General features: G+C 72.3%; 21 protein-coding genes. 5 read left to right on the top strand and 16 right to left on the bottom strand.

What is annotated here, in order from left to right; translation table 11 throughout:
* Nucleotides 1-43: 43 nt before the first annotated feature.
* On the bottom strand, nt 44-448 hold the full coding sequence (locus GA0070620_RS17975; RefSeq protein WP_091592437.1) for a roadblock/LC7 domain-containing protein: 405 nt from the start codon (nt 446-448) through the stop codon (nt 44-46).
* Complete coding sequence (locus GA0070620_RS17980; protein ID WP_091592439.1) at nt 445-4,176, bottom strand: sensor histidine kinase; 3,732 nt, start codon at nt 4,174-4,176, stop codon at nt 445-447. The genes GA0070620_RS17975 and GA0070620_RS17980 overlap by 4 nt, the downstream gene beginning before the upstream one ends.
* Nucleotides 4,177-4,678: 502 nt before the next feature.
* On the opposite strand from GA0070620_RS17980, the gene GA0070620_RS33645 reads away from it, so the two are divergent.
* The gene (locus GA0070620_RS33645; protein ID WP_231921833.1) at nt 4,679-5,047 is read left to right on the top strand and encodes a hypothetical protein; all 369 of its coding nucleotides are present in this window, start codon (nt 4,679-4,681) and stop codon (nt 5,045-5,047) included.
* Here the strand turns inward: GA0070620_RS33645 and GA0070620_RS17990 are convergent.
* Nucleotides 5,023-6,108 carry an adenosine deaminase gene (locus GA0070620_RS17990; RefSeq protein ID WP_091592442.1) on the bottom strand — a complete coding sequence of 362 codons (1,086 nt, stop codon included), beginning with the start codon at nt 6,106-6,108 and terminating at the stop codon, nt 5,023-5,025. The two genes, GA0070620_RS33645 and GA0070620_RS17990, sit on opposite strands and share 25 nt — an antisense overlap.
* Before the next feature lie 120 nt (nt 6,109-6,228).
* Between GA0070620_RS17990 and GA0070620_RS17995 the strand changes: the two genes are divergently transcribed.
* Nucleotides 6,229-7,092, top strand: a complete 864-nt coding sequence (locus tag GA0070620_RS17995; RefSeq protein WP_091598939.1) for a putative RNA methyltransferase — start codon at nt 6,229-6,231, stop codon at nt 7,090-7,092.
* 3 nt (nt 7,093-7,095) lie between these two features.
* On the opposite strand, the gene GA0070620_RS18000 is transcribed toward GA0070620_RS17995, so the two are convergent.
* From GA0070620_RS18000 to GA0070620_RS18040, 9 genes are all read right to left on the bottom strand, one after another.
* Nucleotides 7,096-7,776, bottom strand: a complete 681-nt coding sequence (locus GA0070620_RS18000; protein ID WP_091598942.1) for a DUF4272 domain-containing protein — start codon at nt 7,774-7,776, stop codon at nt 7,096-7,098.
* Between the two features lie 105 nt (nt 7,777-7,881).
* Nucleotides 7,882-9,165, bottom strand: a complete 1,284-nt coding sequence (locus GA0070620_RS18005) for a thymidine phosphorylase (RefSeq protein WP_091592444.1) — start codon at nt 9,163-9,165, stop codon at nt 7,882-7,884.
* Between the two features lie 176 nt (nt 9,166-9,341).
* The gene (locus GA0070620_RS18010) at nt 9,342-10,046 is read right to left on the bottom strand and encodes a cytidine deaminase (RefSeq protein WP_091592446.1); all 705 of its coding nucleotides are present in this window, start codon (nt 10,044-10,046) and stop codon (nt 9,342-9,344) included.
* 13 nt (nt 10,047-10,059) lie between these two features.
* Complete coding sequence (locus tag GA0070620_RS18015) at nt 10,060-11,340, bottom strand: ABC transporter permease (RefSeq protein ID WP_091592448.1); 1,281 nt, start codon at nt 11,338-11,340, stop codon at nt 10,060-10,062.
* Between the two features lie 3 nt (nt 11,341-11,343).
* On the bottom strand, nt 11,344-12,720 hold the full coding sequence (locus tag GA0070620_RS18020; RefSeq protein ID WP_091592450.1) for an ABC transporter permease: 1,377 nt from the start codon (nt 12,718-12,720) through the stop codon (nt 11,344-11,346).
* Entirely contained in the window at nt 12,717-14,282 is a 1,566-nt protein-coding gene (locus GA0070620_RS18025) for an ABC transporter ATP-binding protein (RefSeq protein ID WP_091592452.1), read from the bottom strand. The genes GA0070620_RS18020 and GA0070620_RS18025 overlap by 4 nt, the downstream gene beginning before the upstream one ends.
* 197 nt (nt 14,283-14,479) lie before the next feature.
* Nucleotides 14,480-15,550, bottom strand: coding sequence for a BMP family lipoprotein (locus GA0070620_RS18030; RefSeq protein WP_091592454.1), 1,071 nt, complete (start codon nt 15,548-15,550; stop codon nt 14,480-14,482).
* Nucleotides 15,551-15,827: 277 nt separating this feature from the next.
* Nucleotides 15,828-16,169, bottom strand: coding sequence for a hypothetical protein (locus GA0070620_RS18035; protein WP_091592456.1), 342 nt, complete (start codon nt 16,167-16,169; stop codon nt 15,828-15,830).
* A gap of 87 nt (nt 16,170-16,256) precedes the next feature.
* Complete coding sequence (locus tag GA0070620_RS18040) at nt 16,257-17,294, bottom strand: hypothetical protein (protein ID WP_091592458.1); 1,038 nt, start codon at nt 17,292-17,294, stop codon at nt 16,257-16,259.
* 97 nt (nt 17,295-17,391) lie between these two features.
* On the opposite strand from GA0070620_RS18040, the gene GA0070620_RS18045 reads away from it, so the two are divergent.
* Complete coding sequence (locus GA0070620_RS18045) at nt 17,392-17,997, top strand: TetR/AcrR family transcriptional regulator (RefSeq protein WP_197677466.1); 606 nt, start codon at nt 17,392-17,394, stop codon at nt 17,995-17,997.
* A 25-nt stretch (nt 17,998-18,022) separates the two neighbouring features.
* Here the strand turns inward: GA0070620_RS18045 and GA0070620_RS18050 are convergent, their stop codons facing one another.
* The 4 genes from GA0070620_RS18050 to GA0070620_RS18065 are packed head-to-tail and all read right to left on the bottom strand — an operon-like array spanning nt 18,023 to nt 23,638.
* Nucleotides 18,023-19,834, bottom strand: a complete 1,812-nt coding sequence (locus GA0070620_RS18050) for a glycoside hydrolase family 13 protein (RefSeq protein ID WP_091592462.1) — start codon at nt 19,832-19,834, stop codon at nt 18,023-18,025.
* Entirely contained in the window at nt 19,831-20,760 is a 930-nt protein-coding gene (locus GA0070620_RS18055; protein WP_091592464.1) for a sugar ABC transporter permease, read from the bottom strand. Before GA0070620_RS18055 ends, GA0070620_RS18050 begins: the two co-directional genes overlap by 4 nt.
* On the bottom strand, nt 20,757-22,391 hold the full coding sequence (locus GA0070620_RS18060; protein WP_091592466.1) for an ABC transporter permease subunit: 1,635 nt from the start codon (nt 22,389-22,391) through the stop codon (nt 20,757-20,759). The genes GA0070620_RS18055 and GA0070620_RS18060 overlap by 4 nt, the downstream gene beginning before the upstream one ends.
* The gene (locus GA0070620_RS18065) at nt 22,391-23,638 is read right to left on the bottom strand and encodes a sugar ABC transporter substrate-binding protein (RefSeq protein ID WP_091592468.1); all 1,248 of its coding nucleotides are present in this window, start codon (nt 23,636-23,638) and stop codon (nt 22,391-22,393) included. The genes GA0070620_RS18060 and GA0070620_RS18065 overlap by 1 nt, the downstream gene beginning before the upstream one ends.
* 196 nt (nt 23,639-23,834) lie before the next feature.
* On the opposite strand from GA0070620_RS18065, the gene GA0070620_RS18070 reads away from it, so the two are divergent.
* Nucleotides 23,835-24,920: a LacI family DNA-binding transcriptional regulator gene (locus GA0070620_RS18070; RefSeq protein ID WP_231921834.1), complete on the top strand. Its 1,086-nt coding sequence runs from the start codon at nt 23,835-23,837 to the stop codon at nt 24,918-24,920.
* A gap of 162 nt (nt 24,921-25,082) precedes the next feature.
* Nucleotides 25,083-26,717: a glycoside hydrolase family 13 protein gene (locus tag GA0070620_RS18075; RefSeq protein WP_091592472.1), complete on the top strand. Its 1,635-nt coding sequence runs from the start codon at nt 25,083-25,085 to the stop codon at nt 26,715-26,717.
* Nucleotides 26,718-26,872: the final 155 nt, after the last annotated feature.

The raw sequence follows: 26,872 nt of genomic DNA on the forward strand, positions 1-26,872 counted from the left end.
TCGTGTCGTCGTTGCTGCTCCGCCGACCGTGGTCAGCAGGACGTCAGCCCAGCATTCCCGCGGCCGCGCGCGGCTGCGGGGTCAACGCGTCACCCACCCGGTCGACGAGCAACGCCATCTCGTAGCCGACCTGCCCGACGTCGCTGCTACGCGCCGCGAGCACCGCGAACGACGAGCCGTCCGAGATGGACATCAGGAACAGGAAGCCATTGTCCATCTCCACGACCGTCTGCAACACCGCGCCTCCCTCGAAGCAGCGGGCCGCGCCCTGGGTCAGGCTGACCAGGCCGGAGGCGATCGCCGCGAGCTGGTCGGCCCGGTCACGCGGGAGGTCCCGGGACGAGGCGAGAAGCAGGCCGTCCGCCGAGACGGCGACCGCGTGCGCGACACCGGGTACCCGGTCGGCGAAGTTGGCGAGCAGCCAACCGAGATCCTGCGTACTAGTCATCCTTCTTGCTCCTTCTGCCCGCTCCCGGCCACCGGGCCAGAGCCAGACTGCGAGGATTGGTGCCCTCCCGGAGTCGCCTCCGGGCTGGTCGGGTTGCCGTCCGAGGGTTGGGTGCGCCCCCGTTGCACGCCCCGATGGTAGGCCGAGAGCAGGCCGCGGACACTCTCCGGTGTGCGCCGCTGGACCGAGGTGCTGGGCTTCTCCACCGCGCCCGGCACCAACTGCGCCATCGGCGTGCGCTTCGGCAGGCCGGTGGAGGTGGTCCCCTGCACCGGAACCTCGGTGGCGGCCGAGGCAGCCCGCCAGCCGTCGTCGGCGGCGGTCTGCCAGCCGTTGGTCTCCTGCTGAGGCCGGCGGGGAAGGCTCTCCGCGGTCGCGGGACGGCTGCCCCCGTTCACGGTCGAGCCGTTCTGTCGCGGCGCGCCTCCGGCCGTCGGAGTGTCTGCCATCGGTGCGTTACCTGTCGTCCCGGGTGGTGTCTTCTGGACGGCCCGACCGGTGGCGTCGACCGCGGCGAACTGCTGGGTCTGCGCACTGCTGGCCGCCGCCTGCTGCGACGCGGTCGCCGCCTGCTTCGGGGCGGTCGCCGCCTGTTGTGGCGCGTTCGCCGCCTCCTCCGGCCCGGGCCGGCGGGTGCGGAACCAGGCCGACTCGAGCTCCCGGAAGATCGGCAGCTCCATCGTCTCGTCCGCGTACCGCTGCCGGTTCTGTGCCTGCGGAGCCGGGGTGGGCCGGTTCTGGGGCTGCGGCGGGGTCGGGGTCGGCGGCGTCGCGGGGGCCGACGGGGCCTCCGCCGCGGGCCGCGACACCCGCGGCAGCTCGGTGGTCATGTCCAGCGCCGCGGCGAGCCGCTCGGGCACCGGCGGGGTCGCCGCGTCCCGGTCCGAGCCGGCGACCGGCGGCCAGGCCGGAGGCGCGGCGGAGGCCGGTGCGGCGTACGCCTGGTCGGCGACCGGGGACGCGTAGGGCTGGCCCACCGGCGGCGCCGAGTACGGGCTGCCGGAGACGGGCGGCGCGGAGTAGGGCTGCGCCGACACGGGCGGAGCGGCGTACGGAGCGGCCGAGCTGGGCGCACCCGCGTACGGCGAGGCCGACGTGGGCGGACCGGCGTACGGCGAGGCCGAGGTCGGCGCACCCGCGTACGGCGAGGCCGAGGTCGGCGCACCCGCGTACGGCGAGGCCGACGTGGGCGGACCGGCGTACGGCGAGGCCGACGTGGGGGCGGCCGAGTACGGCGACGCGGAGACCGGCGGTCCCGAGTAGGGCTGCGCGGAGACCGGCGAGCCGGAGACCGGGCCGCCCGAGACCGGCTGCCCGTAGGGGCCCGCCTCGGGGCTGCTGGGTAGCTGCCGCGGGATCGCCGGCTGCTGGCCGGTGGTCGGCTCGGCGTCGCCGCCGGAGCGCCGCTGGGGCAGCGGATCGATCGGCTGGCCGTTGGTGGCGCGCGGGGTGAACGGGCTCGCGCCGTTGGTCCCGGCGGCGGCCGTGGCACCGGTCAGGTCCGACCAGGCCGGCATGCCGCGCGCCGCACCGGCCGACGCCGGGGTGCCCGCACCGTTGGGCGAGGCCGGGTCGAACGGACGGCCACCGAGGGTGACCTGGTTGCCGGACTCGCTCTGGCGGACACCCAGCGCGGGCAGCGCGCCGAAGGTCGGCACCGGGTTGCCGGTGGGCGGGCCGCCGGCCGGGAGCGCGGGACCGGTCGACGCCGGCAGCGCGGGCGGCTGCTGCGCCCGGCCGGCGAGGGCCCGGGGCACCAGGACCGCGGTGGGCAGCGTGACGTCGGCCACGGTGCCCCGGTCGGCCCCGGGGCGCAGCTCGACGCGTACGCCGTGCCGGGCCGCCAGCCGGGCGACCACGACCAGGCCCATCATCCGGGAGACCGCGACGTCCACCTGCGGCGGCGTCGCGAGCCGCTCGTTGAGCTCGTGCAGCTGGTCGGCGCTGATGCCGATGCCCCGGTCCTCGACGTAGAGGGAGGCGCGGTCGCCGACCCGGCGGGCCTCGACCATGACCTGGGAGTCCGGCGGCGAGAACGCGGTGGCGTTGTCGAACAGCTCGGCGACCAGGTGCACCAGGTCGTTGACCGCGTGCGCCGCGATCTCGATGTCCCGGTCGATGATGCCGAACTCGATGCGGGTGTAGTGCTCGACCTCGGACTGGGCGGCGCGCAGCACGTCGATCAGCGCGGCCGGCTCCCGCTGGACGCGGGTCGAGTCGGCGCCGGCGAGCACCAGGAGGTTCTCGTCGTTGCGCCGCATCCGGGTGGCGAGGTGGTCGAGCTGGAACAGCTCGGCCAGCCGGTCCGGGTCCTCCTCGCCGCGCTCCAACCGGTCCAGGTGGCCGATCAGGCGGTCGACCAGGATCTGGGACCGGCGGGCGAGGTTGACGAACATGGTCGCGACGGAGGCGCGCAGCGCGGCCTGCTCGGCGGCGGTGCGGACGGCCTCCAGGTGGACGGCGTTGAACGCCTCGGTCACCTGGCCGAACTCGTCCTTGCTGCGGACCGGCAGCGGCTCGGCGATCTGGTTGGCGAGCTGCACCGGGGAGAGCTGGCCGGTGACCTGCGGGTCGCGCAGTCGGGCCACCGCCTGCGGCAGACCGTACTGGGCGACGGAGAGGGCGCCCTGGCGCAGGTCGCGCAGCGAGCGGGCCATCGACCGGGCGACCAGGTACGCGAAGAGGATGGCCAGCAGCAGCATGCTGAGCAGCAGGCCGGTCTCCAGGAACACCTGCCGCTGCACGTCGGAGCGGAGCTCGTCGGCCTGGCGGACCACGTCGCCGTCGAGCTTCGACTCGACCGTCCGGATCAGCTTGGCGTTCGCGACCATCGCCGCGTCCCACTGGTCCGGCCCGAAGGGCGCGTTGGCCATGCTGCCGCTGGTGTTGCCGTTCATCCAGCCGATGTACGTCTCGGCCTCGCGACGGTCACCACCGGCGACGGTCTGGTCGTGGAAGCGGGCCTCGTCCTCGCTGGCGACCGCCTTGAAGCTCTGCACGGCCTGGTCCTGGCCGGTGCCGCTGGCGATGTACTCGGTGCGCAGGGCCGGGGTGAGCTGCTTCTGGGCCAGCGCCCGGTGCACCACGACACGGCGCAGGGAGAGGAACTCCTTCTCCCGGGCGACCGCCGCGGCGGCGCGCATCCGGTCGCTCAGATCGTTGTCACCGGCGAGCTGCGTGGACGAGTCGCGGATGGCGAGCAGGTCGGAGATCAGGCCCTCGTACGACTGCGTGGCGTCGGTCGGCCGCAGCTTGCCGTTGTAGACCTGGCTGCGGATGCCGGGCAGGTCGGTCAGGCTGGTGTCGATCTTGTCGAGCAGCCCTTCGAGGCTGTTCGGCAGGTCCTCGACGTCCGAGCGCTGCTGGAGGTAGGGAGCCTTCGACTGGTCGACCCGGGAGTTGACCCGCCGGTACGCCTCCTGGTACTGCGCCCTCGCCTGCCCCTCGGGGGAGCTGAGCAGCAACACCGCCGTGGTCCGCTCGTCCTGCAGGGTGTCGATCAGGTCACCCGCGTAGCCCGAGAGGTTGGCCAGGTTGCCGGCCCGGTTGGCATTGTTGAGCGTCTCCAGGTGGCTCACCAGACCGTTGGTGCCCACCACGACCGTGGCGATGGTCGGCACGATCATGATGAGACCGAGCTTGGACCAGATCGGCATGTCCCGGAGTCGGCTGGCCGGCCGGCGCAGCCGCGACAGGAAGGAGCCCGCCGTCGTTGGCCGTTTGCTCACGTCACCGCCCTCGCGATTACAGCTTCAGCGCGTTGCCCCGGGCAACGCCCAGCGACCGACCCGGCGGGTCGGACCCCCGAGATTCCATCACGCCGCCCCTCAAAGAGAAAGCCCAGGTTGGTCCCCGCCGATGGTGTGATGAGATGTTGATGCAATTTGATAGCAGTCCGTCTGGCCGGAGTCACTGAAGGTAATGAATCACCCGCACCGCGTCGTCCTGCTCGCCGGCCCTTCCGGCTCCGGAAAGTCGTACATAGCGGCGCGAACCGGATTGCCGGTGCTCTGCCTGGACGACTTCTACAAGGACGGCGATGACCCTACGTTGCCGCGACGAAACGGCCAGGTGGACTGGGAGTCACCGCTGTCCTGGGACGCGGAGGCGGCCGTGGAAACCATTGCGCGGCTCGCTCGCGAGGGTCAGGCCGATGTGCCGGTTTATGCGATAGGCGCGGACCGTCGGGTGTCCACCCGGCCATTTGACATAGCCGGTTCGCCACTTTTTGTGGCCGAAGGGATTTTCGCCGCCGAGATCGTCGCGGAGTGCCGCCGGCGCGGGCTTCTCGCCGGGGCGTACGCGCTCCGCCGACCGCGCGGCGCGACCTTCCTGCGGCGGCTCGCCCGCGACCTGGGCGAGCAGCGCAAGGCGCCCCGGGTGCTGATCCGGCGCGGGCTGCTCCTGCTGCGCACCGAGCCGACGGTGCTGCGCCGGCAGACCGGGTTGGGCGCGGAGGCGGCCCGGGGCCGCGTCGTGCTGCGCCGGGTGGCCGCCCTGCTCGCCGGCCACCCGCACCGGGCCGGGCACCCGACCGCGCACCACGGCGGGCCGGGTCACCCGCACCCGCCCGGTCAGTCGTCCAACAGCGTGGCGTAGGCGGGCTTGATCACCTCGTCGATGATCCGCAGCCGCTCGTCGAACGGGATGAAGGCGCTCTTCATCGCGTTGATGGTCAGCCACCGCAGCTCGGCCCAGCCGTAGCCGAACGCCTCCACCAGCAGCGCCATCTCCCGCGACATCGAGGTGCCGCTCATCAGCCGGTTGTCGGTGTTCAGCGTCACCCGGAACCGGAGGTCCCGCAGCAGCCCGATCGGGTGTTCGGCGATCGAGGTCGCCGCCCCCGTCTGCACGTTCGACGACGGGCACAGCTCCAGCGGGATCCGCTTGTCCCGCACGTACGCCGCCAGCCGCCCGAGCACCGGCGTCGGGCCGCTGGTGTCGATGTCGTCCACGATCCGTACGCCGTGGCCGAGCCGGTCCGCGCCGCACCACTGGATCGCCTGCCAGATCGACGGCAATCCGAACGCCTCGCCGGCGTGGATGGTGAAGTGGAAGTTCTCCCGCTGGAGGTACTCGAAGGCGTCCAGGTGCCGGGTCGGCGGGAAGCCCGCCTCGGCGCCGGCGATGTCGAAGCCGACGACACCCGCGTCGCGGTGGCGCACCGCCAACTCGGCGATCTCCTGCGAGCGGGCCGCGTGCCGCATCGCGGTGAGCAGCGTGCCGACCCGGATGGGGGTGCCCGCGGCGGCGGCCTGGGCGCTGCCCTCGGCGAAACCGGCGAGCACCGCCTCGACGACCTGGTCCAGGGTGAGGTCGCGCTCCAGGTGCTGCTCCGGCGCGAACCGCACCTCGGCGTAGACCACTCCGTCGGCGGCCAGGTCGAGAGCGCACTCCGCGGCGACCCGCCGCAACGCGGACGCGGTCTGCATCACCGCGACGGTGTGGGCGAACGTCTCCAGGTAGCGCTCCAACGAACCCGAGTCGGCGGCCTCGACGAACCAGCGCCCCAGGGCATCCGGCTCGGTCGTCGGCAGTTCGTGCCCCACCTCGGCGGCCAACTCGACGATCGTCGCCGGCCGCAGGCCCCCGTCCAGGTGATCATGCAGGAGCGCCTTGGGAACCTTGACGATGTCCTCGTACCGGATAGTCGCGACCATGCCCAGACCCTAGTCAGCGACCACCCGCCACCGCCGGGAAGGGGCCGCGCGTGGCCTACCGTGGACCGCGTGGAGAGCAGCCGCGCGGCGGGCGCCGCGCCGACCGGCCGGGCGCCGGAGATGGACGCCCGCATCCTCGACCGGATGCGCTGCCCGGTCTGCGGCGAACCGCTGGCCGAGGCGAGCGCCGGCACCGCCCGCGCGCTGCGCTGCCCGCGCCGGCACAGCTTCGACGTCGCCCGGCAGGGCTACGTCAATCTGCTCGCCGGTCGCGCGCCGCACGTCGGCGACACCGCCGAGATGGTGGCCGCCCGCGCCGACTTCCTGGCCGCCGGTCACTACGACCTGATCTCGGCCGCGCTCGCCGCCACGGCGGCGGCCGTGACGGCACCGACGACCGGGGCGTACCCGCTGGTGGTGGACGCCGGGGCCGGGACCGGCCGGCATCTCGCGGCGGTGTTGTCCGCGCTGCCGGAGGCCGTCGGTCTGGCGCTGGACGTCTCGAAGCCGGCGCTGCGCCGGGCCGCCCGGGCCCACCCGAGGGCGGCGGCGGCCCTCGCCGACACCTGGCAGCGGCTGCCGCTCGCCGACGGCGCGGCCACCCTGCTGCTGAACGTGTTCGCGCCGCGCAACGGCCCGGAGTTCCACCGGGTGCTGGACCCGGCGGGGGCGCTGCTCGTGGTCACGCCCGCCGAGGACCACCTCGCGGAGCTGGTCGGCCCGCTCGGGCTGCTGCGGGTCGACCCGGCCAAGGAGGACCGCGTGGCGGGCAGCCTCGGGCAGCACTTCACCCGGACCGACGACACGGTGCACCGGCGCGCGTTGACGCTGACCGGTCCGGAGGTGGCCACGCTGGTGGGCATGGGCCCGAGCGCCTGGCACACCGACCCGTCGGGACTGGCCGCCCGGATCGCCGGGCTCGCCGAACCGGTCCGGGTCACCGCGGCGGTCCGGCTGGCGGTGTGGCGGCCGCTGCCGCGCTGACCCTCAGGTGGAGAGGTCGACCTCTTCCCAGCCGGGGGGCTCGTCGTGGTACGGCCCGCGCAGGATCACCGCCCACTCCAACGCCCAGCGGCGCTGGCCGATCGCGTTGGCGTCGACCAGCCCGGGCAGGGTGCGGCCGTGCCGCTCCATCTCCAGGTACGCCCAGTCCAGGCAGTAGTGCAGGTCGAGCAGCGCGGCGGCGTCGGCGGGGTGCTGCGGCGCGGTGAGGATGCGGGACCGCCAGTGCGCGAAGGTCTCCCCGCCGGCGATGTGCGGCATCCGCTCCACCAGCCGCTCGTCGACCGGCAGCGTCGGGTCCAGCACCTTGGTGAGGCCCAGCACCCAGGCGAGCGAGAAGAGCGCGTCGTGGTGCAGCACGAACGAGCGGTGGTCGCCCTTGCTGCCGGTCACGAACTGCCACTCGGGTGGGGTGACCATCTCGACCAGGTGCGAGGAGAGCAGCCAGCCCATCGCGGCCTGCGGCGGCATCCCGAAGCACCGGGCGAGGATCAGGTGCAGCACCGCGATCCGCGCCTCGATCTCCACCGTCGGGCGCAACTCGATCTGGTCGCCCGGTTCCCAGACGAGCGGGAACTGCGACGGGGGCAGCGGCAGGCCCAGCCGGGACAGCTCGTCCAGGCTCGCCTCACGCACCTCACGTGGGTCGGGGGCAGGTACGGTCACGGCGATTCCCTTGCTCACGACGGCTCAGCGCCGGTTGTCCCCCCTGGCCAGGCAGAATAGCCCCCCAAGGTGACGGGCACCATGCCGCCCCGCCCGCCGGCCGGATCAGCCGATCCGCTCGATCACCAACGGAGTGGCGGCGGGCGCGGCCGCCGAGAGACGCACCGCCGTGGCGGCCTCGGCCAGCGCCGCCGGGAGCAGATCGGCCCGCTCGGCCCGCAGCTCGTAGAGGGGCTCACCGGCCCGCACCGGGTCACCCGGCCGCTTGTGCAGCACCACCCCGGCCGGGACGCTCACCGGGTCCTCCTTGCGGGCCCGCCCGGCGCCGAGTCTCCACGCCGCCACTCCCATGGCGTACGCGTCGACCGACGCCACGAAACCGTCGGCCGGCGCCGTTACCACCTCGACCTCGTTCGCGGTCGGCATCGGCGCGTCGGGGTCGCCGCCCTGGGCGCGGATCATCGCCCGCCACGAGTCCATCGCACGCCCGTCGCGGAGCGCGGCGGCCGGGTCGGCGTCCGGCAGGCCGGCCGCGTCGAGCATCTCCCGGGCCAGCGCGAGGGTCAGCTCGACCACGTCGGCGGGGCCGCCGCCGGCCAGCACCTCGACCGACTCGGTCACCTCGACACCGTTGCCGATGGCGAGGCCGAGCGGGGTGGACATGTCGGTAAGCAGCGCGACCGTCCGCACGCCGTGCGCCCCGCCCAGCTCGACCATCGTCCGGGCCAGCTCGCGGGCGTGCTCGACGGACTTCATGAACGCGCCGGAGCCCACCTTCACGTCGAGCACCAGCGACCCGGTGCCCTCGGCGATCTTCTTGCTCATGATCGAGCTGGCGATCAGCGGGATCGCCTCGACGGTGCCGGTCACGTCGCGCAGCGCGTACAGCTTGCGGTCGGCGGGGGCGAGGCCGGTGCCGGCGGCGCAGATCACCGCTCCGACGTCCCGGAGCTGACCGATGAACTCGTCGTTGCTGAGGGCCGCCCGCCAGCCGGGGATCGACTCGAGCTTGTCCAGCGTGCCGCCGGTGTGCCCGAGGCCGCGCCCGCTCAGCTGCGGCACGGCGGCGCCGCAGGCGGCCACCAGCGGGGTGAGCGGCAACGTGATCTTGTCGCCGACGCCGCCCGTGGAGTGCTTGTCCACCGTCGGCCGGTCGACCGCAGACAGGTCCAGGCGCTCACCACTGGCGATCATCGCGGCGGTCCACCGGGCGATCTCCGGAGCGGTCATGCCGCGCAGCAGGATCGCCATGGCCAGCGCGGACATCTGCTCGTCGGCCACCACGCCCCGGGTGTACGCGTCGACCACCCAGTCGATCTGCGCGTCCGACAGCACGCCCCCGTCCCGCTTGACCCGGATGACGTCAACCGCCGTGAAAGCACCACTCATCAGAAGATCTTCCCTAGTCGTTGCAGATACCGGCCCTCAGCCCAGGTCCTGGCGTCGGCCGCCGCCGGGACCGATCCGCGGTCGCTGACCACGACGGGCCGGGGGCCGACCGCGCCCGGCGGAGGGATCAAGCCTGACCGCCCGGAGCCGGGCGCGGTCGGCCCCCGGCCTGAAGCTCAACCACCCCAGCGAACAGGGATCTCCAAAGGCGGTTCACCCTCGCCGGCCCAGTAGATGGTGCCGGCCTCGTCGACCACCACCACGCGCGGCGTACGCGCCAACCCCCAGGTGATCGCCTCCGCCGGGTCGTCCCAGCTCGGCCCCTCCTCCAGCACACCGGTCTCGGCGTCGGCGTCGTCCCCGGCGGACCGCTCCCAGTACGCCGTCCAGACCTGCTGGCCGGCGGAGAGGTCCGGGTGGACGAAGACGGTGCCGCGGCCCCGCCAGGCGGCCAGCCGCTCCGGCACCACCGGCAGCGGCGTCTCACCGGTCACCGCCTCCAGGTCCTCGACCCCGAAGGCGTGCGGCAGCAGCTCCGCCATCCGCAGCGGGCGCTCCTTCGCCTCGATCAGGCACTCCGGGCCGCCGTTCTCCCAGAGCAGCTGCCGGCACCGGCCGCACGGCATCAGCGGCTCGCCGGTGGCGTCGACGCAGGACAGGGCGACGATCCGGCCGCCGCCGGTGGCGTGCAGGGAGGAGACCACGCCGCACTCGGCGCAGAGCACCACCCCGTAGGCGGCGTTCTCCACGTTGCAGCCGACCACCACCCGGCCGTCGTCGACCAGGGCGGCCGCGCCGACGGGGAACTTCGAGTACGGCACGTACGCGTGCCGCATCACCTCGGTGGCCGCGGCGCGCAGGTGCGCCCAGTCGATCTCCATGTGGTGCTCCCTGTCAGCCCTTGATGTACGGCTTGCCGTCCGCGGCCGGTGCCCGCACCTTGCCGACCAGACCGGCCACGGCCAGGATCGTCGCCAGGTAGGGCAGCATGGCGAGGAACTGGCTGGGGATCACGCTGTTGATCGCGCCCAGGTAGGTGGCGAGCTGGTCGGCGAAGCCGAAGAAGAGCGCGGCGAGCAGCGCGCCGACCGGGTTCCAGCGGCCGAAGATCAGCGCGGCCAGCGCGATGAAGCCCTTGCCGCCGATCATGTTCTTGGTGAAGGAGAAGAGCGCCAGCGTGTACGAGGCGCCGCCGATGCCGGCGACCACGCCGGCCAGCAGCACGTTGCGGTAGCGCAGCCCGAGCACCCGGACACCGACGGTGTCAGCCGCGGTGGGGTGCTCGCCGACCGACCGGGTACGCAGACCCCACCGGGTGCGGAACAGCGCGATGTGGATCACCAGCACGAGCAGCAGGCCGACGTAGAGGAAGATGTTGCCGCGGAACAGCGCCGGCCCGAGCACCGGGATGTCCTTGAGCAGCGGGATCTCCCAGTTGCTGAACCGGGGGGCGCTGTTGTACTTCTGCGCGTCGGTCTGCATGAGCCGCTCGTAGAGGAACCCGGTGACACCCACCGCGAGCAGGTTCAGCACGATGCCCATGACGACCTGGTCGACCAGGTAGCGGATCGAGAAGATCGCCAGCAGCAGGGAGATCAGGGCGCCGCCGATCGCGGCGGCGACCAGGCCCACCCAGACGTTGCCGGAGATGCTGCCGAAGAGCGCGCCGCTGAAGGCGCCCATCAACAGCTGCCCCTCGATGGCCACGTTGACCACGCCGGAGCGTTCGCAGAGCACGCCGGCGAGCGCACCGAAGATCAGCGGCAGCGCCAGGATGAAGGTGCCCCGGAGGATGTTGACCAGGGGCATGAAGTTCTGGCCGGTCGGCGCGGCGGACACCTGCCAGCAGAGGAACGACAGCACGAACGCGATCAGCCCGACGGCGAGCACCGGCAGGAACCAGCGCTTCGGCAGCCTGGCGAGCAGCGCCACCCCGGCGGCGAGCGCGATGGCCCCGAACAGGATCGCGCCGGTGGTGCCGTTGATGGACAGCGCGGCGCCGGCCGCGTCCTCACTGAGCGTGAACCGGGCCTGCTGGTCGGTGGCGAGCGCGCCGAACAGCACCGCGGCCAGCAGGCCGAGCACCACGAGCACGAGGCCGACCTTGCGGTTGCGCGTCCAGAAGCCCTCGTTGACGGGGGCGACCGCGACGTCGGGGACAGCCATGGTCGACATGCGTTACCAGCCCTTCGCCAGGCTCGTCTGCAACCGGGCGGCCCGTGCGGCCCGGAGCTGGAAGATCGCCTTCACCAGGGCGGGCGCGGCGATGAAGATGACGATCAGCGCCTGGAGCACGGTGACCAGCTCCAGCGAGATCCCGGAGTACGACTGCATCCGGTTGCCGCCCGCCTGCAGGGCACCGAACAGCAGCGCGGCGAGGGCCACGCCCCACGGCTTCACCCGGCCGAGCAGGGCCACCAGGATGCCGTCGAAACCGATCTGGGCCACGACCAGCGGGGTGAGCGCGCTGGCGGTGGAGCCGAGCACCATGTTCGAGCCGCCCAGGCCGGCGAGCAACCCGGCGAAGACCATGATGAGGATGAACGTCCGGGTGACGCTGATGCCGGCCGTACGCGCGGCGTCGGGGTTGGCGCCCACGGCCCGCAGCTCGAAGCCGAGCGTGGACCGGTTGAGCAGCCACGCCACCGCCCAGGTGGCCAGCACCGCGATCAGGATGCCGGCGTGCACCCGCAGGTTGTCGCCGAGCAGCCGCGGCAGCTGCGCCGACGCGTCCACGGGCTTGCTGATCGCGTCGGTACGGGTCGGGTCCTGCACGCCGTTCTGCACGATCAGCCACGTGAGGAAGTACGTGGCGACGTAGTTGAGCATGATCGTGATGATCACCTCGTGGGCGCCGGTACGCGCCTTGAGGATGCCCGGGATGAAGCCCCAGATCGCACCGCCGAGGGCACCGGCGAGCACCGCGACGAGCAGGTGCAGGCCGGGCGGCAGCGGCAGCAGGAAGCCGGCCAGCGCGGCCAGGACGACACCGATGGTGGCCTGACCCTGGGCGCCGATGTTGAACAGGCCGCCCCGGAAGGCCAGCGCCACCGACAGGCCGGTGAAGACCAGCGGAGCCGTGTAGGTGAGCGTCTCGGAGATCGGCGCGAGCACCGCCTGCCAGCTGTTGTCGCCGTTCAGCCAGCCGGAGAACGCCTCGGGGTCGAAGACCGAGCCCTTGAACAGGTTCGCGTACGCCTCGCTGACCAGGGTCCAGCTGGCGTTGAGCGCGTCCGACGGACGGGCGGTGATGTACGAGTAGGTCGACAGGACCTCGGGATCCGAGATGATCATCAGGATCGCGCCGACCACGATCGCGAGCACCAGCGACAGCAGCGTCACCGTGAAGGTGTTCGCGGCCCAGAGGTTGTCCAGGAACAGCCGACCGAGGCTGGGCCCGGGCTCCGGGGCACCGACCCCGCCCCGTGTCGCCGTCCCGGCCTGCGGGGTGGTGGCCGTCTCGGCCTGCTCGGTGTTGTCGAGCGTGTTCCGCGCCGCCTGTGCCTCGCTCGCCGGCTCCTTGTCCGGGGAGCCCGACTGCGGAGTGGGGTTCATGCCTCGTCCTCGCTACCAGGGCTGTCGTCGCTCGCCGCGCCGCCGTCGGCCGCGGTGTCCGGCGTGATGCCGGCCATCAGCAGGCCGATCTCCTCGCGGGGGGTGTCCGGGCCGACGATGCCGATGACGCGGCCGCGGTACATGACCGCGATCCGGTCGGCGAGCCCGATGACCTCGTCCAGCTCGCTGGAGACGACCAGGACGGCCGTGCCGATGTCGCGCTCGTGGATGACCCGACTGTGGATGAACTCGATCGACCCGACGTCCACGCCGCGGGTCGGTTGGGCGGCGATGAAGAGCTTCAGCGGCCGGGAGAGCTCCCGCGCCACGATCACCTTCTGCTGGTTGCCGCCGGAGAGGGTGCCGACCGGCGCGTCGGCGGAGGAGGTACGCACGTCGAACTGCGCGATCCGCTCCTTCGCCGAGGCGGCGATGGCGTCCGGCTTCAGCGCGAGCCCACCGCCGAACGGCGGCCGGTCGTAGATGTCCAGCACCAGGTTCTCCGCGACGCTGAACTCCTTGACGAGGCCGTCGACGCTGCGGTCCTCGGGCACGTAGCCGACGCCGGCGCGGAGCACCTTCTTGGTCGACCAGCCGTCGATCCGGTCGCCGTCGAGAGCGACCGATCCGCCGAGCACCGGGCGCAGGCCCATGATCGCCTCGATCAGCTCGGTCTGACCGTTGCCCTGCACGCCCGCGATGCCGAGCACCTCGCCGGAGCGTACGGTCAGGTCGATGCCGTCGACCGCGCGGACCTGCCGGTCGTCGTCGACGACCAGCCCGGTCACCTCCAGCACCGGCTTGCCGGGCTTCGCCTGGGCCTTCTCCACGGTGAGCCGGACGTTGCGGCCGACCATGAGCGCGGCCAGCTCGTCCCGGCTGGCGTCCGGGGACGCGGTGCCCACGGTCTTGCCGCGCCGGATCACGGTGATCCGGTCGGCGATGGCCTTGACCTCGCCGAGCTTGTGGGTGATGAAGACGATCGACTTGCCGGCGGCCTTGAGCGACCGCATGACGGCGAGCAGTTCCTCGGTCTCCTGGGGCGTGAGCACGGCGGTCGGCTCGTCCAGGATGAGCAGGTCGACGTCGCGGGTGAGCGCCTTGATGATCTCCACCCGCTGCTGGATGCCGACCGGCAGGTCCTCGATCACCGCGTCCGGGTCGACCCGCAGGTTGTACCGCTCGGAGACCTCGACGACCTGGCGACGGGCGCGTCGGCGGTCCAGGAATCCGCTGATACCGCCCCGCACCTGCTCGGCACCGAGCATGATGTTCTCGGTCACCGTGAAGACGGGCACCAGCATGAAGTGCTGGTGCACCATGCCGATCCCGGCGGCGATCGCGTCGGACGGGCCCCGCAGCTTCAGTGCCTTGCCGTCGACCAGGATCTCGCCCTCGTCGGGCTGGTAGAGCCCGTAGAGCACGTTCATCAGGGTCGACTTGCCCGCGCCGTTCTCGCCGAGCAGGGCGTGGATCTCTCCAGGCTCCACCGTCAGGTCGATGTGATCGTTGGCGACCAGGTCACCGAACCTCTTGGTGATGCCGCGCAGTTCGAGTCTCAGCGCAACCTCCCGGAGTGCGAGCGATGGTGCAGCGTAGCTGCCGGTCGACCCGGCCGCAGGCCGGGCGGTTCCCCGTGGCGCGCGATCGGCCGCTCCCGCCCGTCGGGGTGGTGCCCCGCCGGGCCGGAGCGGCCGGATCGGTCGTACCTGTTACCCGCCGGCCCCCCGATGATCTCACCGGTGGGGCCGGTAGGACGTCACTTGGTCGGCTGGGCCTTCGAGGTGACGGTGATGGTGCCGGCGGCGATGTCCGCCTTGATCTTCTCGACCTCGGCCTTCAGCTCGGCCGGGACCTTGCTCTCGAACTCGTTGTACGGGGCGATCGAGACGCCGGTGTTGGCCAGCGTGCCGACGAAGCCCGGGCTCGCCTGGAGCTTCTCGCCACCGGCGGCCTTGAGCACGGCCTCCTTGACGGCCTCCGGGATGTTCTTGACGACGGTGGTCAGGATCGCGGAGCAGTCCGGGGTGCTCTTGCAGCCGTCGACGTCCACCCAGATGGTGCTGTACTTGCCGCCCGAGGCCTTCGCCGCGGACGTGGTGCCGAGACCCGAGCCGCCGGCGACCGGCATGATGATGTCCGCGCCCTGGGCGACCAGCGCGTCGGAGACCTTCTTGCCCTCGTCCTGCTTGTCGAAGGCGTTGGCGAAGGAGCCCTTCTGGGTCTCCTTGTTCCAGCCCAGGGCCTGCACGTTCTTGCCCTTGGTCTGGTTGTAGTACGCGACGCCGTCGACGAACCCGTCCATGAAGATCGTCACCGGCGGGATCGGCAGACCACCGTAGGTGCCGACCTTGCCGCTCTTGCTCATCCCGGCGGCGAGGTAGCCGGCCTGGAACGCGGCCTGCGCGGTGTCGAACTGCATCGGGTAGACGTTGGCGTCACCCGGGTTGGCGTCGACGATCCCGAACTGCTGGTTCGGGTTCGCCTTGGCGATCTTCGAGGTCGCGTTGGCCATGAGACCACCGACAGCCAGGATGAAGTCGCACTTCTGGTTGACGAACTGCGTCAGGTTCGGCTCGTAGTCCGCCTCGGCCTTCGACGCGACGTACTTGATGTCGATGTTGTCGTTGGCCGCCTTGGCGTCCTTCAGACCCTGCCACGCCGAGGTGTTGAACGACTTGTCGTCGATGCCGCCCACGTCGGTCACCATGCAGGCGCTGAACTTCTTGCCGCCGTCGCCGGCGCCGTTGTTCTCATCAGGCGCCTCGCCACACGCGGCGGCGGCGCTGAGCACGAGCCCACCAGCCGCCACGATCGAGGCGATCCGCATCCCACGCACCGAGCGCAAGACGTCTCCTTCCCATTGCACACCGCGCCCTTGTTGCGGTGGCAGCCCTTGAGCCGGCCTGCGCTTGCCGCCGGCGTCCCACGTTACGGACGGGAGCGTACGCCCGCGCCCACCCACCGGCCGACAATCGTGCACGACTGTTGGGTGCCCGTTACCCCTACGTAACCCTTGGGTGGGGCAAATCACTCTTCGTGCCTGTAGAGGTGCGTGCCGGCGTCGGGAAAGTCCGTTTCACCGGCCGTTCTGCGCAGTTCCGACGTTACCGCCAGAAGACCGCAACTGCCGCGTTGACCAGCGTCAACCCGACAATGGCGAGGAAGTGGCCGCGGTTGACGTCGGCCCGCTTCCGCGAGAAGAAGACCATGACGAAGATCAGCACCGCGATGACGAACTTGGTAACAAGTTTCGCGGGTGCCGGCTCGTCCCCGTCGCGCAGCGGCGCGGAGAGCCCGACGCCGGTCAGCAACTGGATCACGGCACCCCAGAGCATGGCCGCGTTGATCCGCAGCCGGCCGCTGACGTACTGGGCGATCGAACCGCCCAGGAGCAACGCGAACCCGATCAGATGGACGTAGAGAAGGATCAGCCTCAGTGCTTCCACGCGGCCCATCCTCCCCTATCAACGACACTTTGTAGTAGGGGGTCCGGCGCGGCGCGTCCCGGCGGGTCGGAACGCGCCGCGGGTCGGTCAGCGGGTCGGCGTCGCCGGGGCTCCGGACCGAACCGGCGCGTCGGCGACGGCGGGCATCGGCTCCGGCACCTGGCCGGACGGTACCGCCGCCCGGCGGGCGAGAAGGACCAGGGCCAGGCCGGCGGCGGCGTACCCGGCCAGGACCGTCAGGGCCCGTCCCGCCCCGGCGCCGTCGAAGAAGGCGACCGACCGCAGCGCGCTGCCACCCGCGCCGGCCGGCAGCCACTGCCCGACCGCGCCCCACGGCTGCGGCAGGAGTTCCGGGGCGGCGGCGACAGCCGAGAGCGGGTTGCCGACCAGGAAGACCAGGAGCGCGCCGAGCGCGATCCCAGGCCGGCCGAGCAGGGCGCCGAGCCCGGCCACGGTGGCGGCGGCGGCCAGCGCGAACAGGCCGATGGTGCCCGCCTCGGCCACCCGGTTCCCGCCGATCACGCCCAGCCAGTCGTGCAGCACGACGGCGCCGGCCGCTCCGGCGAGCACCGCGTAGGCCAGCAGCCCGGCCAGGCGCGCCAACCGACCCCGCACCAGCAGCGTCAGCAGGACGCCGGCCAACAGGCTGGTCATCGCGAACGGTAGGAAGCCGGCGGCGAATCCGCCGCCGCGGGGGTCGTCGGGATCGGCGGGGACGACGGCCACGACCGGAACCGGGCGACCGCCGGAGAGCTGCCCGGCCGCCTCGCCGAGCAGGGCGGCCACCGTCGGGCTGGCGGCCGGCGCGGTGTGCAGGGTGAGCCCGTCTGGTCCGGCGACGAAGGCGGCGTACACCTCGCGGTCGCGCAACGCCCGGTCGGCCGCGGCGGCGTCGGGCAGGGTCCGCACGGCGAACGCGCCGGGCCGGGCGGCGGCGAGCCGTCCGGCGATCTCGGCGGTGGCCGGCGCCGGCCCCGCGACCGCCACCGGCAGGTCACGCGGCGCCAGGTGGGCGGCCGGTGCGGCGAAGAGGGGCACGAGCAGCACCTGCGCCGCCACCGCCAGGACGGCGACCAGGAGGGCGAGCTGTGTCGGTGGGCGACGGTGGATCGGGGTCCCGGACATCGCGGTCTCCTAAAACGAACGCTCATTCTCTTGGAATCAGAGTGGGCCGCCGCCCCGCGATGTGTCAAGAACGAACGTTCGCTTTAGAATGTGCGTCGTGCCACGCGTCTCCGAGGAACACCGCGCCGCCCGTCGCCGGCAGATCGTGGACGCCGCCCGCCGGTGCTTCCTGCGGGAGGGTTTCCACCGCACGTCCATGCAGGACGTCATCGCCGAGGCCGGGCTCTCCGTCGGTGCCGTCTACCGCTACTTCCCCAGCAAGAACGACCTGATCTACGCCATCGCCGAGCAGGCGATCGGCGGCGCCGGCCAGGTGCTCGGCGAGGTGATCCGCCAGGACCCGCCGCTGCCGCTGCTGGTGTCGCTGGACCGGGTCCTCGCGTTCGTCGAGTCCCAACTCGCCGACGACGGCGCGCTGCGCATCGCCATCCAGGTCTGGGGCGAGGCACAGCGCGACCCGACCCTGGCGACGTTCGTCTCCGAGACGTACTCCGGCTTCCGCAGCCACTTCGCGCTGCTGGTCAGGCGCGCCCAGGCGGCCGGGGAGCTTCCCGCCGACGCCGACCCGGAGGGCACCGCCGCCGCCCTGTTCGGCCTGGTGCCGGGCTGGTTCACCCAGCGCCTCCTGACCGGGGTCCCGGAGCGCGCCACCTACCTGGCCGGCGTACGCGCCCTGCTCTCCGCCACCCCCCGCGACGCCTGACCCGCCCACCCGCGGGGCGTCCCCCTCAGGAGAGTCGCCAGATCTGGAGGGTCGGGCCGTCGCCGGGCAGGGTCACGGTGCCGTCCCGGCCGGGACGCAGCGCGGCGGCGCCCCCGTACACGTTGTCGCCGGGCCCGAGCCCGGTCAGCCGCACCGCCGCGGCGGCGGCCCGGCGGGCCAGCACCAGCACCGCGCCCGCCGGTGACTCGCGCAGGAACACCAGGCTGTCCGGATCGTGGTGCACCCAGCGCAGCCCGCCGTGCCGCAGTGCGGGCTCGTTGCGGCGCAGCGCCAGCAGCGCCCGGTACGCGGCGAAGGTGCCCTCGTCCCAGGTCTCCGGCCGGTGCCACGGCATCGGCGTCCGGGAGCCCTCGCCGTTGGCGCCGGTGAGGCCCAGCTCGTCCCCCGCGAAGATCATCGGGATGCCGGGCATCGTGGCGAGCAACCCGACCGCCACCTCCTGCCGCGCGGCGTCCCCCACCACGGTGCGGATCCGGGCCGAGTCGTGCGAACCGAGCAGCTGCCAGGAGTGCGTGTACGCCCGCCACGACACCAGCGATCGGTAGGCGTGCAGGGTGGCGAGCACCGAGCCGGCGTCCCGGGACCGCACGCCGCCCGGCGTGCCCAGGAAGTTGGGCAGCGACTGCTCCCCCTGCCGCAGCCACGACCAGAGCGGGTCGGTGAACCCGACGTAGTTCATGGTGCCGTGCCAGCCGTTCCGGTCCAGGTCGCCGGTGTGGTCGTGGCCGTGTTCGGCCATCAGCAGCCCGTCGGCGCGGGTCTCGGCGACCACGGCCCGCAACAGCGCCGCGACCTCGTGGGTGTACGCGTCGGCGCCCCGCCGGCCGGTCATGTTCGCCACGTCCACCCGCCACCCGTCCAACCCGTACGGCGCGCGCAGCCAGCGACGCAGCACGGAGTCCGGCGCGGTGGCGAACCGACGGCGCAGCTCGTCGCTGCCCCAGTTCAGTTTCGGCAGCGACGTAACCCCGTTCCAGGACTCGTAGCAGCCGGTCGCGTCGTCGAAGTAGTACAGCTCGCGCTCCGCCGCGCGTACGTCGGAGGCGGCGGCGGTGAACCACCGGTGCGCGTCGCCGGTGTGGTTGCTGGTGATGTCGCCGAGCAGCCGCCACCCACGGGCGTGCACCGCGTCGGCGAGCCGGGCCAGCGCGGCGTCCCCGCCCAGCAGCGGGTCGACGGTGTCGAAGCTGGCCGCGTCGTACCGGTGGTTGGAGCGAGCCGGGAAGATCGGCGTCAGGTAGACGGTGTTCACCCCGAGCCGGTCCAGGTGGTCCAGCCGCTCGGTGATGCCGTCGAGGTCACCGCCGTAGAACTGGTGCGGCGTCTCCGGGCCACGACCCACCACGGGCGTGTCCCAGTCGCACGGGATCGCCCAGTCCGGCAGCGCGCGGCCCTTCGCCTCGGCGGAGCGGGCGAACCGGTCCGGAAAGATCTGGTAGACGACCGCGTCCCGGGCCCAGGCCGGCGGCGGCGCGTGGCTGACCAGCTTGAAGTCGCCGTGGTCCGGCACGTCGTGGTCGACCGGCCCGGCGGCGTTGAGCCAGCGCTGACCGTGCCGGCCGGTGAGCAGGAACCGGTAGTTGCTGACCGGGTTGCGCACCTGGACCGGCGCCCGCCACCACACCTCGCCGTCGTCGACCCGGTCCACGACCGCCTCCGCGAAGCGGGGCTCACCGTCACCGGTGGTCCGTACGTGCACCTGGCGGACGTCCGCATCGGCCGGCGACCGGACGAACACGTCGACGGTGTCCCCGAGCGCGGGCTCCTGCTCGGGGACGTACAGGGCGGACCCGTCGTGGTGCGGACTCCGGCTCATCCCTTCACCGCGCCGGCGGTGAGGCCGGAGACGATGTAGCGCTGGAGCAGTTGGAACACCAGCACCGTGGGGACCGCGGTGAGCAGGGTGCCGGCCGCGAAGATGCCGAAGTTGTTGTTCCGCTCGTCGCCCTGCAACATGCCGAACATGCCGACCGCGAGGGTCTTCGACTCGGCGTCGGTCAGGAACACGTTCGCCATCAGGAACTCGTTGATGGTGCCGATGAAGGCGAGCAGGCCGGTCACCGCGATGATCGGCGCCACCAACGGCAGCATGATGCGGACGAAGACCTGGGCGTGCGTGGCGCCGTCCATCGTGGCCGACTCGTCGAGTTCCCGGGGCAGCGTGTCGAAGAAGCCCTTCATGAGCCAGGTGTTCACGCCCAGCGCGCCGCCCATGTAGAGCAGGAACAGGCCCCACGGGGTGTTGAAGCCGATCGCCGGCCACAGGTCGGTGACCGTGGTGAAGATCAGGAAAATCGCCACGATCGCCAGGAACTGCGGAAACATCTGGATCAGCAGCAGCGACAGCAGCCCGACCCGGCGGCCGCGGAAGCGCATCCGGGAGAAGGCGTACGCGGCCAGGGCCGACAGGGTGATCGACACGAACGAGGCCAGGCCGGCGATGAGCAGCGAGTTGAGGAACCACCACTCGAACGCGGTCCGGTCGAACAGTTCGCCGAAGTTGCCGAACGAGACTCCCCCGGTCGGCAGCAGCGACGTCGAGGAGAGCGTCCCCAACGGGTTGAGCGCGGCCGAGAGCACGAACACGATCGGGAAGAGGCTGAACAGCACGGCGAGCACGGCGACCAGATGCCGCCAGCCCACCCGCGCGAACCCGCGGTTCCTCCGGCGGTTGGCGGGCCGGTCGGCCGGCGGGGAGCCGGCCACCCCGTCGCCGGCGGTGGCCCCGGTGAGCGTGGTCATGCGTACACCTCCTCCTGCTTGCGGGTGCGCCGGAAACTGATCGCCGAGACGACCGCGACGATCGTGAAGATGAAGAGCGAGATGGCTGCGGCGAAACCGAACTCGGCGCCCTGCCCACCGAACGCCAGCCGGTAGGTGTAGGTGATGAGCAGGTCCGTCGCGCCGTTGGTCGAATTGTCGGCCGGGAACGGCGCGCCCTCGGTGGTCAGGTAGATCGCGTTGAAGTTGTTGAAGTTGTACGCGAACGACGAGATCAGCAGCGGGGACAGCGCGATCAGCAGCAGCGGCAGGGTGACCGACCGGAACGACTGCCACGGCGAGGCGCCGTCCACCGAGGTCGCCTCGGTCAGCTCGCGCGGAATGGCCTGGAGCGCGCCCGTGGCCACGAGGAACATGTACGGGTAGCCCAGCCACAGCTGCACCAGCAGGACGGCGGCGCGGGCCGACCACTCGTGCCCGAACCAGTTCACCCCGAGCCCGAACAGGTTGTTGATCAGCCCGAAGTCGGTGTTGAACATGTCCCGCCAGACCAGCAGCATCGCGAACGACGGCATGGCGTACGGCAGGATCAGCAGGACCCGGTAGAGGTTGGTGCCCCGCATCCGGGGCGAGTGCAGGGCGAGCGCCACGAAGGTGCCCAGGAGGAACGTGCCGCCGGTCGAGCCGATGGCGAAGGCGAAGTTCCAGACGAGCGTGCCGAGGAACGGCCCGGCGATGTGCGGGTCGGTGAGCACGCGGGTGAAGTTGCGCAGCCCGACGTTGACCTTCCAGCCCTGCGCCAGCCGCTCGCCGTCGTCGGCCACGAACGATCCGGTGGACTCGTCGGCGGTCCAGGTCCGGCCGGTCTCGGTGTCCCGGACGCAGTCGCATCCGGCGTCGTACGCCCGGACCGCCGTGCCCTCGTAGGCGCGGGACAGGCCGGAGGAGCGCAACGCGCCGCCGGAGGTCGGCACGACCAGGTCGATGATCTCCTGGCTGCGGGCGCTGGCCTGCCCGAAGTTCAGCACGGTGTAGCCGTCGGCGGCGGTGACCTTGCCGCCGGCCGCGACGGTGACCGCGCCCGGGTCGAGTCGGCGCAGCCCGTCGCTGTCGCCGGCCGAGACGGTCCCGGTGGCGGGGTCGGTGACGAGGAAGACCAGCGGGCCGGTGGCGGGATCGCCCTCGGTGGCGACGGACAGGGCGTACTCGGTGGAGCCGGGCACCTGTTTCACCGACGCGGTCTGGATGGCGACGATGGCGTCCTGCTTGCTCCCGCGGTGCCCGTCGCCGAAGTTCGTGAAGGCGGTGCTCGCCGTGTAGAGCACCGGGAAGATCTGGAACGCGATCAGGAACAGCGTGCCCGGCACCAGGTACTTGGCGGGGACGTGCCGGCGACCGAGGTAGAGGTAGAACAGCCCGGCGGTGGTGGCGGCCAGCAGCGCCAGCCCCACCCACTTCTCCGCCTCGATCAGCGGGAAGGCCGCCCAGATCGCGACCCCGGCCACGAGGCCGAGCAGGACCACCTTGACGCCGAGGCCGGTCAGGGTGATCGGCGCGTTCGCACGCGCGGTACGACTCCTCGCCGGCCGGGTGTCGACCGGCTCCCGGCCCGGGGTCTGCGTGGACCCCGGGCCGGACAGCGACGTGCTCATTACTTGATCTGCCCCGCGATGGTCTGGCCCGCGGAGGTGATGGTCCTGGCCGGGTCCGCGCCGCCGATCACGGCCGCCTCCGCCTTGCCGAACGGGTCCCAGATCGCGGCCATCGCCGGGATCGCCGGGAGGACCTGGCCGTTCTTGCCGGCCTCGGTGAACTTGGCCAGGTCCGGGTCGCTGCCCTTGACCTGGTCCAGCGCCGCGGTCAGCGCCGGCGGGCGAGGCTCGGCCTGGTACAGCGCCACGGCGAGGTCCGGCGTGGTCACGTAGTTGGTGACGAACTCCTGGGCGAGGGCCTTGTTCTTGCCCTTCGACGCGACGTAGAACGCCTGGACGCCGACGAACGGCTGCGCCTCCTTGCCGCCGGCGAAGCCGGGGATCGGGGAGATGTCGTACGTGATGCCGGCCTTCTTGACGTCCGCGACGGCCCACGGGCCGGACACCAGGAACGCGCACTTCTTGCCGGTGAAGGTGGCGGTCGCGTTCTCCGGGGTGATGGACCGCTTCAGCGCCCCCTCGCCCTTCTCACCGAGCGCGCCGATCTTCTTGAACGCCTCGATCGACTCCGGCTTGCCGACGCCCAGGTCCTTGGGGTCGTAGTCGCCGTTGGCGGCGGTGCCGAACAGGTAGCCGCCGGCCGAGGTGTAGAGCGGGTAGATGTGGTAGGCGTCGCCGTTCTGGCCGGACTGGAGGCACAGGATCTCACTGGCCTTCTTGTCCGCCTTGAGCTTCTTGCCGGCGGCCACGAGGTCCTCGATGGTCTTCGGCGCCTCGGGGGCCAACGCGGTGTTGCGGATCAGCGCGAGGTTCTCCATCGCGTACGGCACACCGTAGAGCTGGCCGTTGAACGTGACCGCCTTGACCGCGGTCTGGTTGAACGCGCTCTTCTGCTCGGCGGCGAGCTGCACCGGGTCGATGGCGCCGTTCTGCACCAGGTTGCCGATCCAGTCGTGCGCGCCGACCACCACGTCCGGGCCGCTGCCCTGCTGGGAGGCGGTCACGAAGTTGGTCTGCAGGTCCTTGGAGACGGCCTGCACCTCGACGGTGACGCCGTTCTCCTGGCCGAACTTCTCGGCGAACGGCTTGAGGGCCGCGGTCCGCTTGTCGTCGGCCCAGATCACCAGCTTGCCGCCGGCGGCCTTGGGGGATTCCTTCGTGGCCGGCTCGTCGCCGCCGCCACCGCAGCCCGAGGCGGCGAGCGCCAGGGCGAAGACGGCGACCACACCCGCGGTACGGATGCGCATCGGTACTCCTGTCGTCATGGCGGATCCGCCGGGGGACGGGCCCGCCAGTGGGAACCTCTGGAAGTTCTTGCCAACCGGCGCGCCGACGGCGCGCCGCAGCTCTCGCGTGTTGCGGGGACGTTAGCAAGACGTTTCATGGAATGGAAGGGCTTGCAGAACCGTACGCAAGAACTTGCCCGTGAGCTACAGTGCCGCCATGCGCGCTCGACTGTCCGACATCGCCCAGCAGGCCGACGTCAGCGAGGCCACGGTGTCGCGGGTGCTCAACGACCGCCCCGGCGTGGCCCCGGAGACCCGGCAGGCGGTCCTCACCGCCCTCGACGTGCTCGGCTACGAGCGCCCGGCCCGGCTGCGCAAGCGCAGCGCCGGCCTGGTCGGCCTGGTGGTCCCGGAGCTGGACAACCCGATCTTCCCCGCGTTCGCCCAGGTGATCGAGTCGACCCTGGCGCAGAGCGGGTTCACCCCGGTGCTCTGCACCCAGACCGCCGGCGGCGTCACCGAGGACGAGTACGTCGAGATGCTGCTCGACCGGCAGGTCTCCGGGATCGTCTTCGTCTCCGGCCTGCACGCGGACACCGCGGCCAACCACGAGCGCTACCGGGCGCTGATCGCCCGGCCGCTGCCGATCGTGATGATCAACGGGTACGTGCCGGACGTCGCCGCGCCCTTCGTCTCCTGTGACGACGGCGAGGCCGCCGAGCTGGCCGTGGCGCACCTGGTGGCGCTCGGGCACCGGCGGATCGGCCTGATCACCGGGCCGGACCGGTTCGTCCCCGTACGACGCAAGGTCGCCGGCTGGCGCAACGCGATGACCCGGCTCACCGGGCTCGACGCGTCCGAACTGGACGCTCTCGCCGAGCTGACGCTCTTCGGAGTCGAGGGCGGCGAGGCGGCGGCCGGGCGGCTGCTCGACCGGGGCGTCACCGGTGTCGTGTGCGGGTCCGACCTGATGGCCCTCGGCGCCGTCCGCGCGGCGCGGCAGCGCGGCCTGTCCGTGCCGGCCGACCTGTCCGTGGTCGGCTACGACGACTCGCCGCTGATGGCCTTCACCGACCCGCCGCTGACCACCATGCGCCAGCCGGTTACCGCCATGGCGGTGGCCGCGGTCCGGGCCCTGGTCGACGAGATCAACGGGCACGCGGCGCCGCACTCGGAGTACCTCTTCCGACCCGAACTGGTGGTCCGGGGCTCGACCGCGGTCGCCCCGGCGGCACCGGCCCGCCCGGTCCCCGGCGGTCCCGGACGCCGGCCGACGCCCCCGGCGTTCGCGGTGCCGGCCTGACCGGCGATCCCCCCGCGCGCGGCGGCGACAACCCAACCGTTTCTTACGCAAGAACTGCTTGACTCTTGCAGCGTCCGATCGGCATTCTGCTCAGACACCCCGCGTGCCGCCCGGGTCGCGTCGGGTGCCGTCCGACCGCGCCGAGAACGGGGAACACCACCCATGACCGCCACCCAGCCGCGCCCGCTGACCACCGACGACGACTGGTGGCGCTCCGCCGTCGTCTACCAGGTCTACGTCCGCAGCTTCGCCGACGCGAACGGCGACGGCATCGGTGACCTGCCGGGTCTCCGGAACCGCCTGCCCTACCTGCGAGACCTCGGCGTGGACGCCCTCTGGCTGACCCCCTTCTACACCTCACCCATGGTGGACGGCGGCTACGACGTGGCCGACTATCGCGACGTCGACCCGATGTTCGGCACCCTCGCCGACTTCGACGCGATGATCGCCGACGCGCACACCCTGGGGCTGCGGATCATCGTGGACCTGGTGCCCAACCACACGTCCAGCGCCCACCCCTGGTTCGTCGCCGCCCTCGCCGCCGCGCCCGGCTCCCCGGAACGGGCCCGCTACCTCTTCGCCGAGGGCCGGGGCGAGCACGGCGAACTGCCCCCGAACGACTGGGAGAGCATCTTCGGCGGGCCGGCCTGGACGCGGGTGCCGGACGGCCAGTGGTACCTGCACCTGTTCGACCCGGCCCAGCCGGACCTGAACTGGCGGAACCCCGAGGTCCGCGCCGAGTTCGAAGACATCCTCCGCTTCTGGCTCGACCGGGGCGTCGACGGATTCCGGATCGACGTGGCCCACGGGATGATCAAGGCGGAGGGCCTGCCCGACGTCGGGTTCGGCACCCTGACCACCGGCCAGCGCCAGGTCGAGCTGCTCGGCAAGGGCCGACTCCCCTACTTCGACCAGGACGAGGTGCACGACATCTACCGCTCCTGGCGGCCGATCCTGGACAGCTACCCCGGCGGGCGGATGGCGGTGGCCGAGGCGTGGGCCGAGACGCCGCAGCGGCTGGCCCGCTACATCGGCCCGGACGAGCTGCACCAGGCGTTCAGCTTCGACTTCCTCGACGCCACCTGGTCGGCCGACTCGTTCCGCAAGGTCGTCGACACCGCGCTCGCCGAGTCGACGATCGTCGGCGCGCCCACCACCTGGGTGCTCTCCAACCACGACAAGCAGCGGCACGTCACCCGCTACGGCGACGGCCCCGACGGCCTCCGCCGCGCCCGGGCGGCGACGCTGCTGATGCTCGCCCTGCCCGGGTGCGCCTACCTGTTCCAGGGCGAGGAGCTGGGCCTCCCGGAGGTCCTCGACCTGCCCGACGAGCTGCGCCAGGACCCCGCGTTCCTGCGCACCGGCGAGAGCCGGGACGGCTGCCGGGTGCCCCTCCCGTGGGACGGCGAGCTGCCCCCGTACGGCTTCGGGCCGGCCGGCAGCGACCGGAGCTGGCTGCCCGCGCCAGCGACCTGGCGTGCTCTCTCGGTCGCCGCGCAGGCCGGCGTACCCGACTCGACGCTGGAGCTCTACCGCGCGGCGCTGCGGATCCGGCGCGGACACCCCGCACTGTCGGCCGACGCGGGCGGCGTCACCTGGCTGACCACCGAGCCCGGCGTGCTGGCGTTCAGCCGCGCCGCGGGCGACGCCGTGCTGACCTGCGTGGTCAACCTCAGCGGCGCGCCGGTCGTGGCCGGCGGTCACGGCGAGCTGGTCGTCGCCAGCGCCCCGCTCACCCGGCAGGGCGACGGGCACCTGCTGCCGGTCGACGCGGCGGCCTGGTTCGAACGCCGTTGAGCGGGTAACCCCTGAGCGACCTGGTCGTCCGTTGTGCCCCGCGCCGACGGGCGACTGGGCACCGGCCCCTTGTGGTGGGGGGTGAGGTGGCGCCGGCGCCTCGCGGGCTCTTCCCGCGGGGCGCCGACGTCCGTCCGGCCCCCACAATGGCCGGT

The organism is Micromonospora krabiensis (assembly GCF_900091425.1).
GTDB classification, from domain to species: Bacteria; Actinomycetota; Actinomycetes; order Mycobacteriales; family Micromonosporaceae; genus Micromonospora; species Micromonospora krabiensis.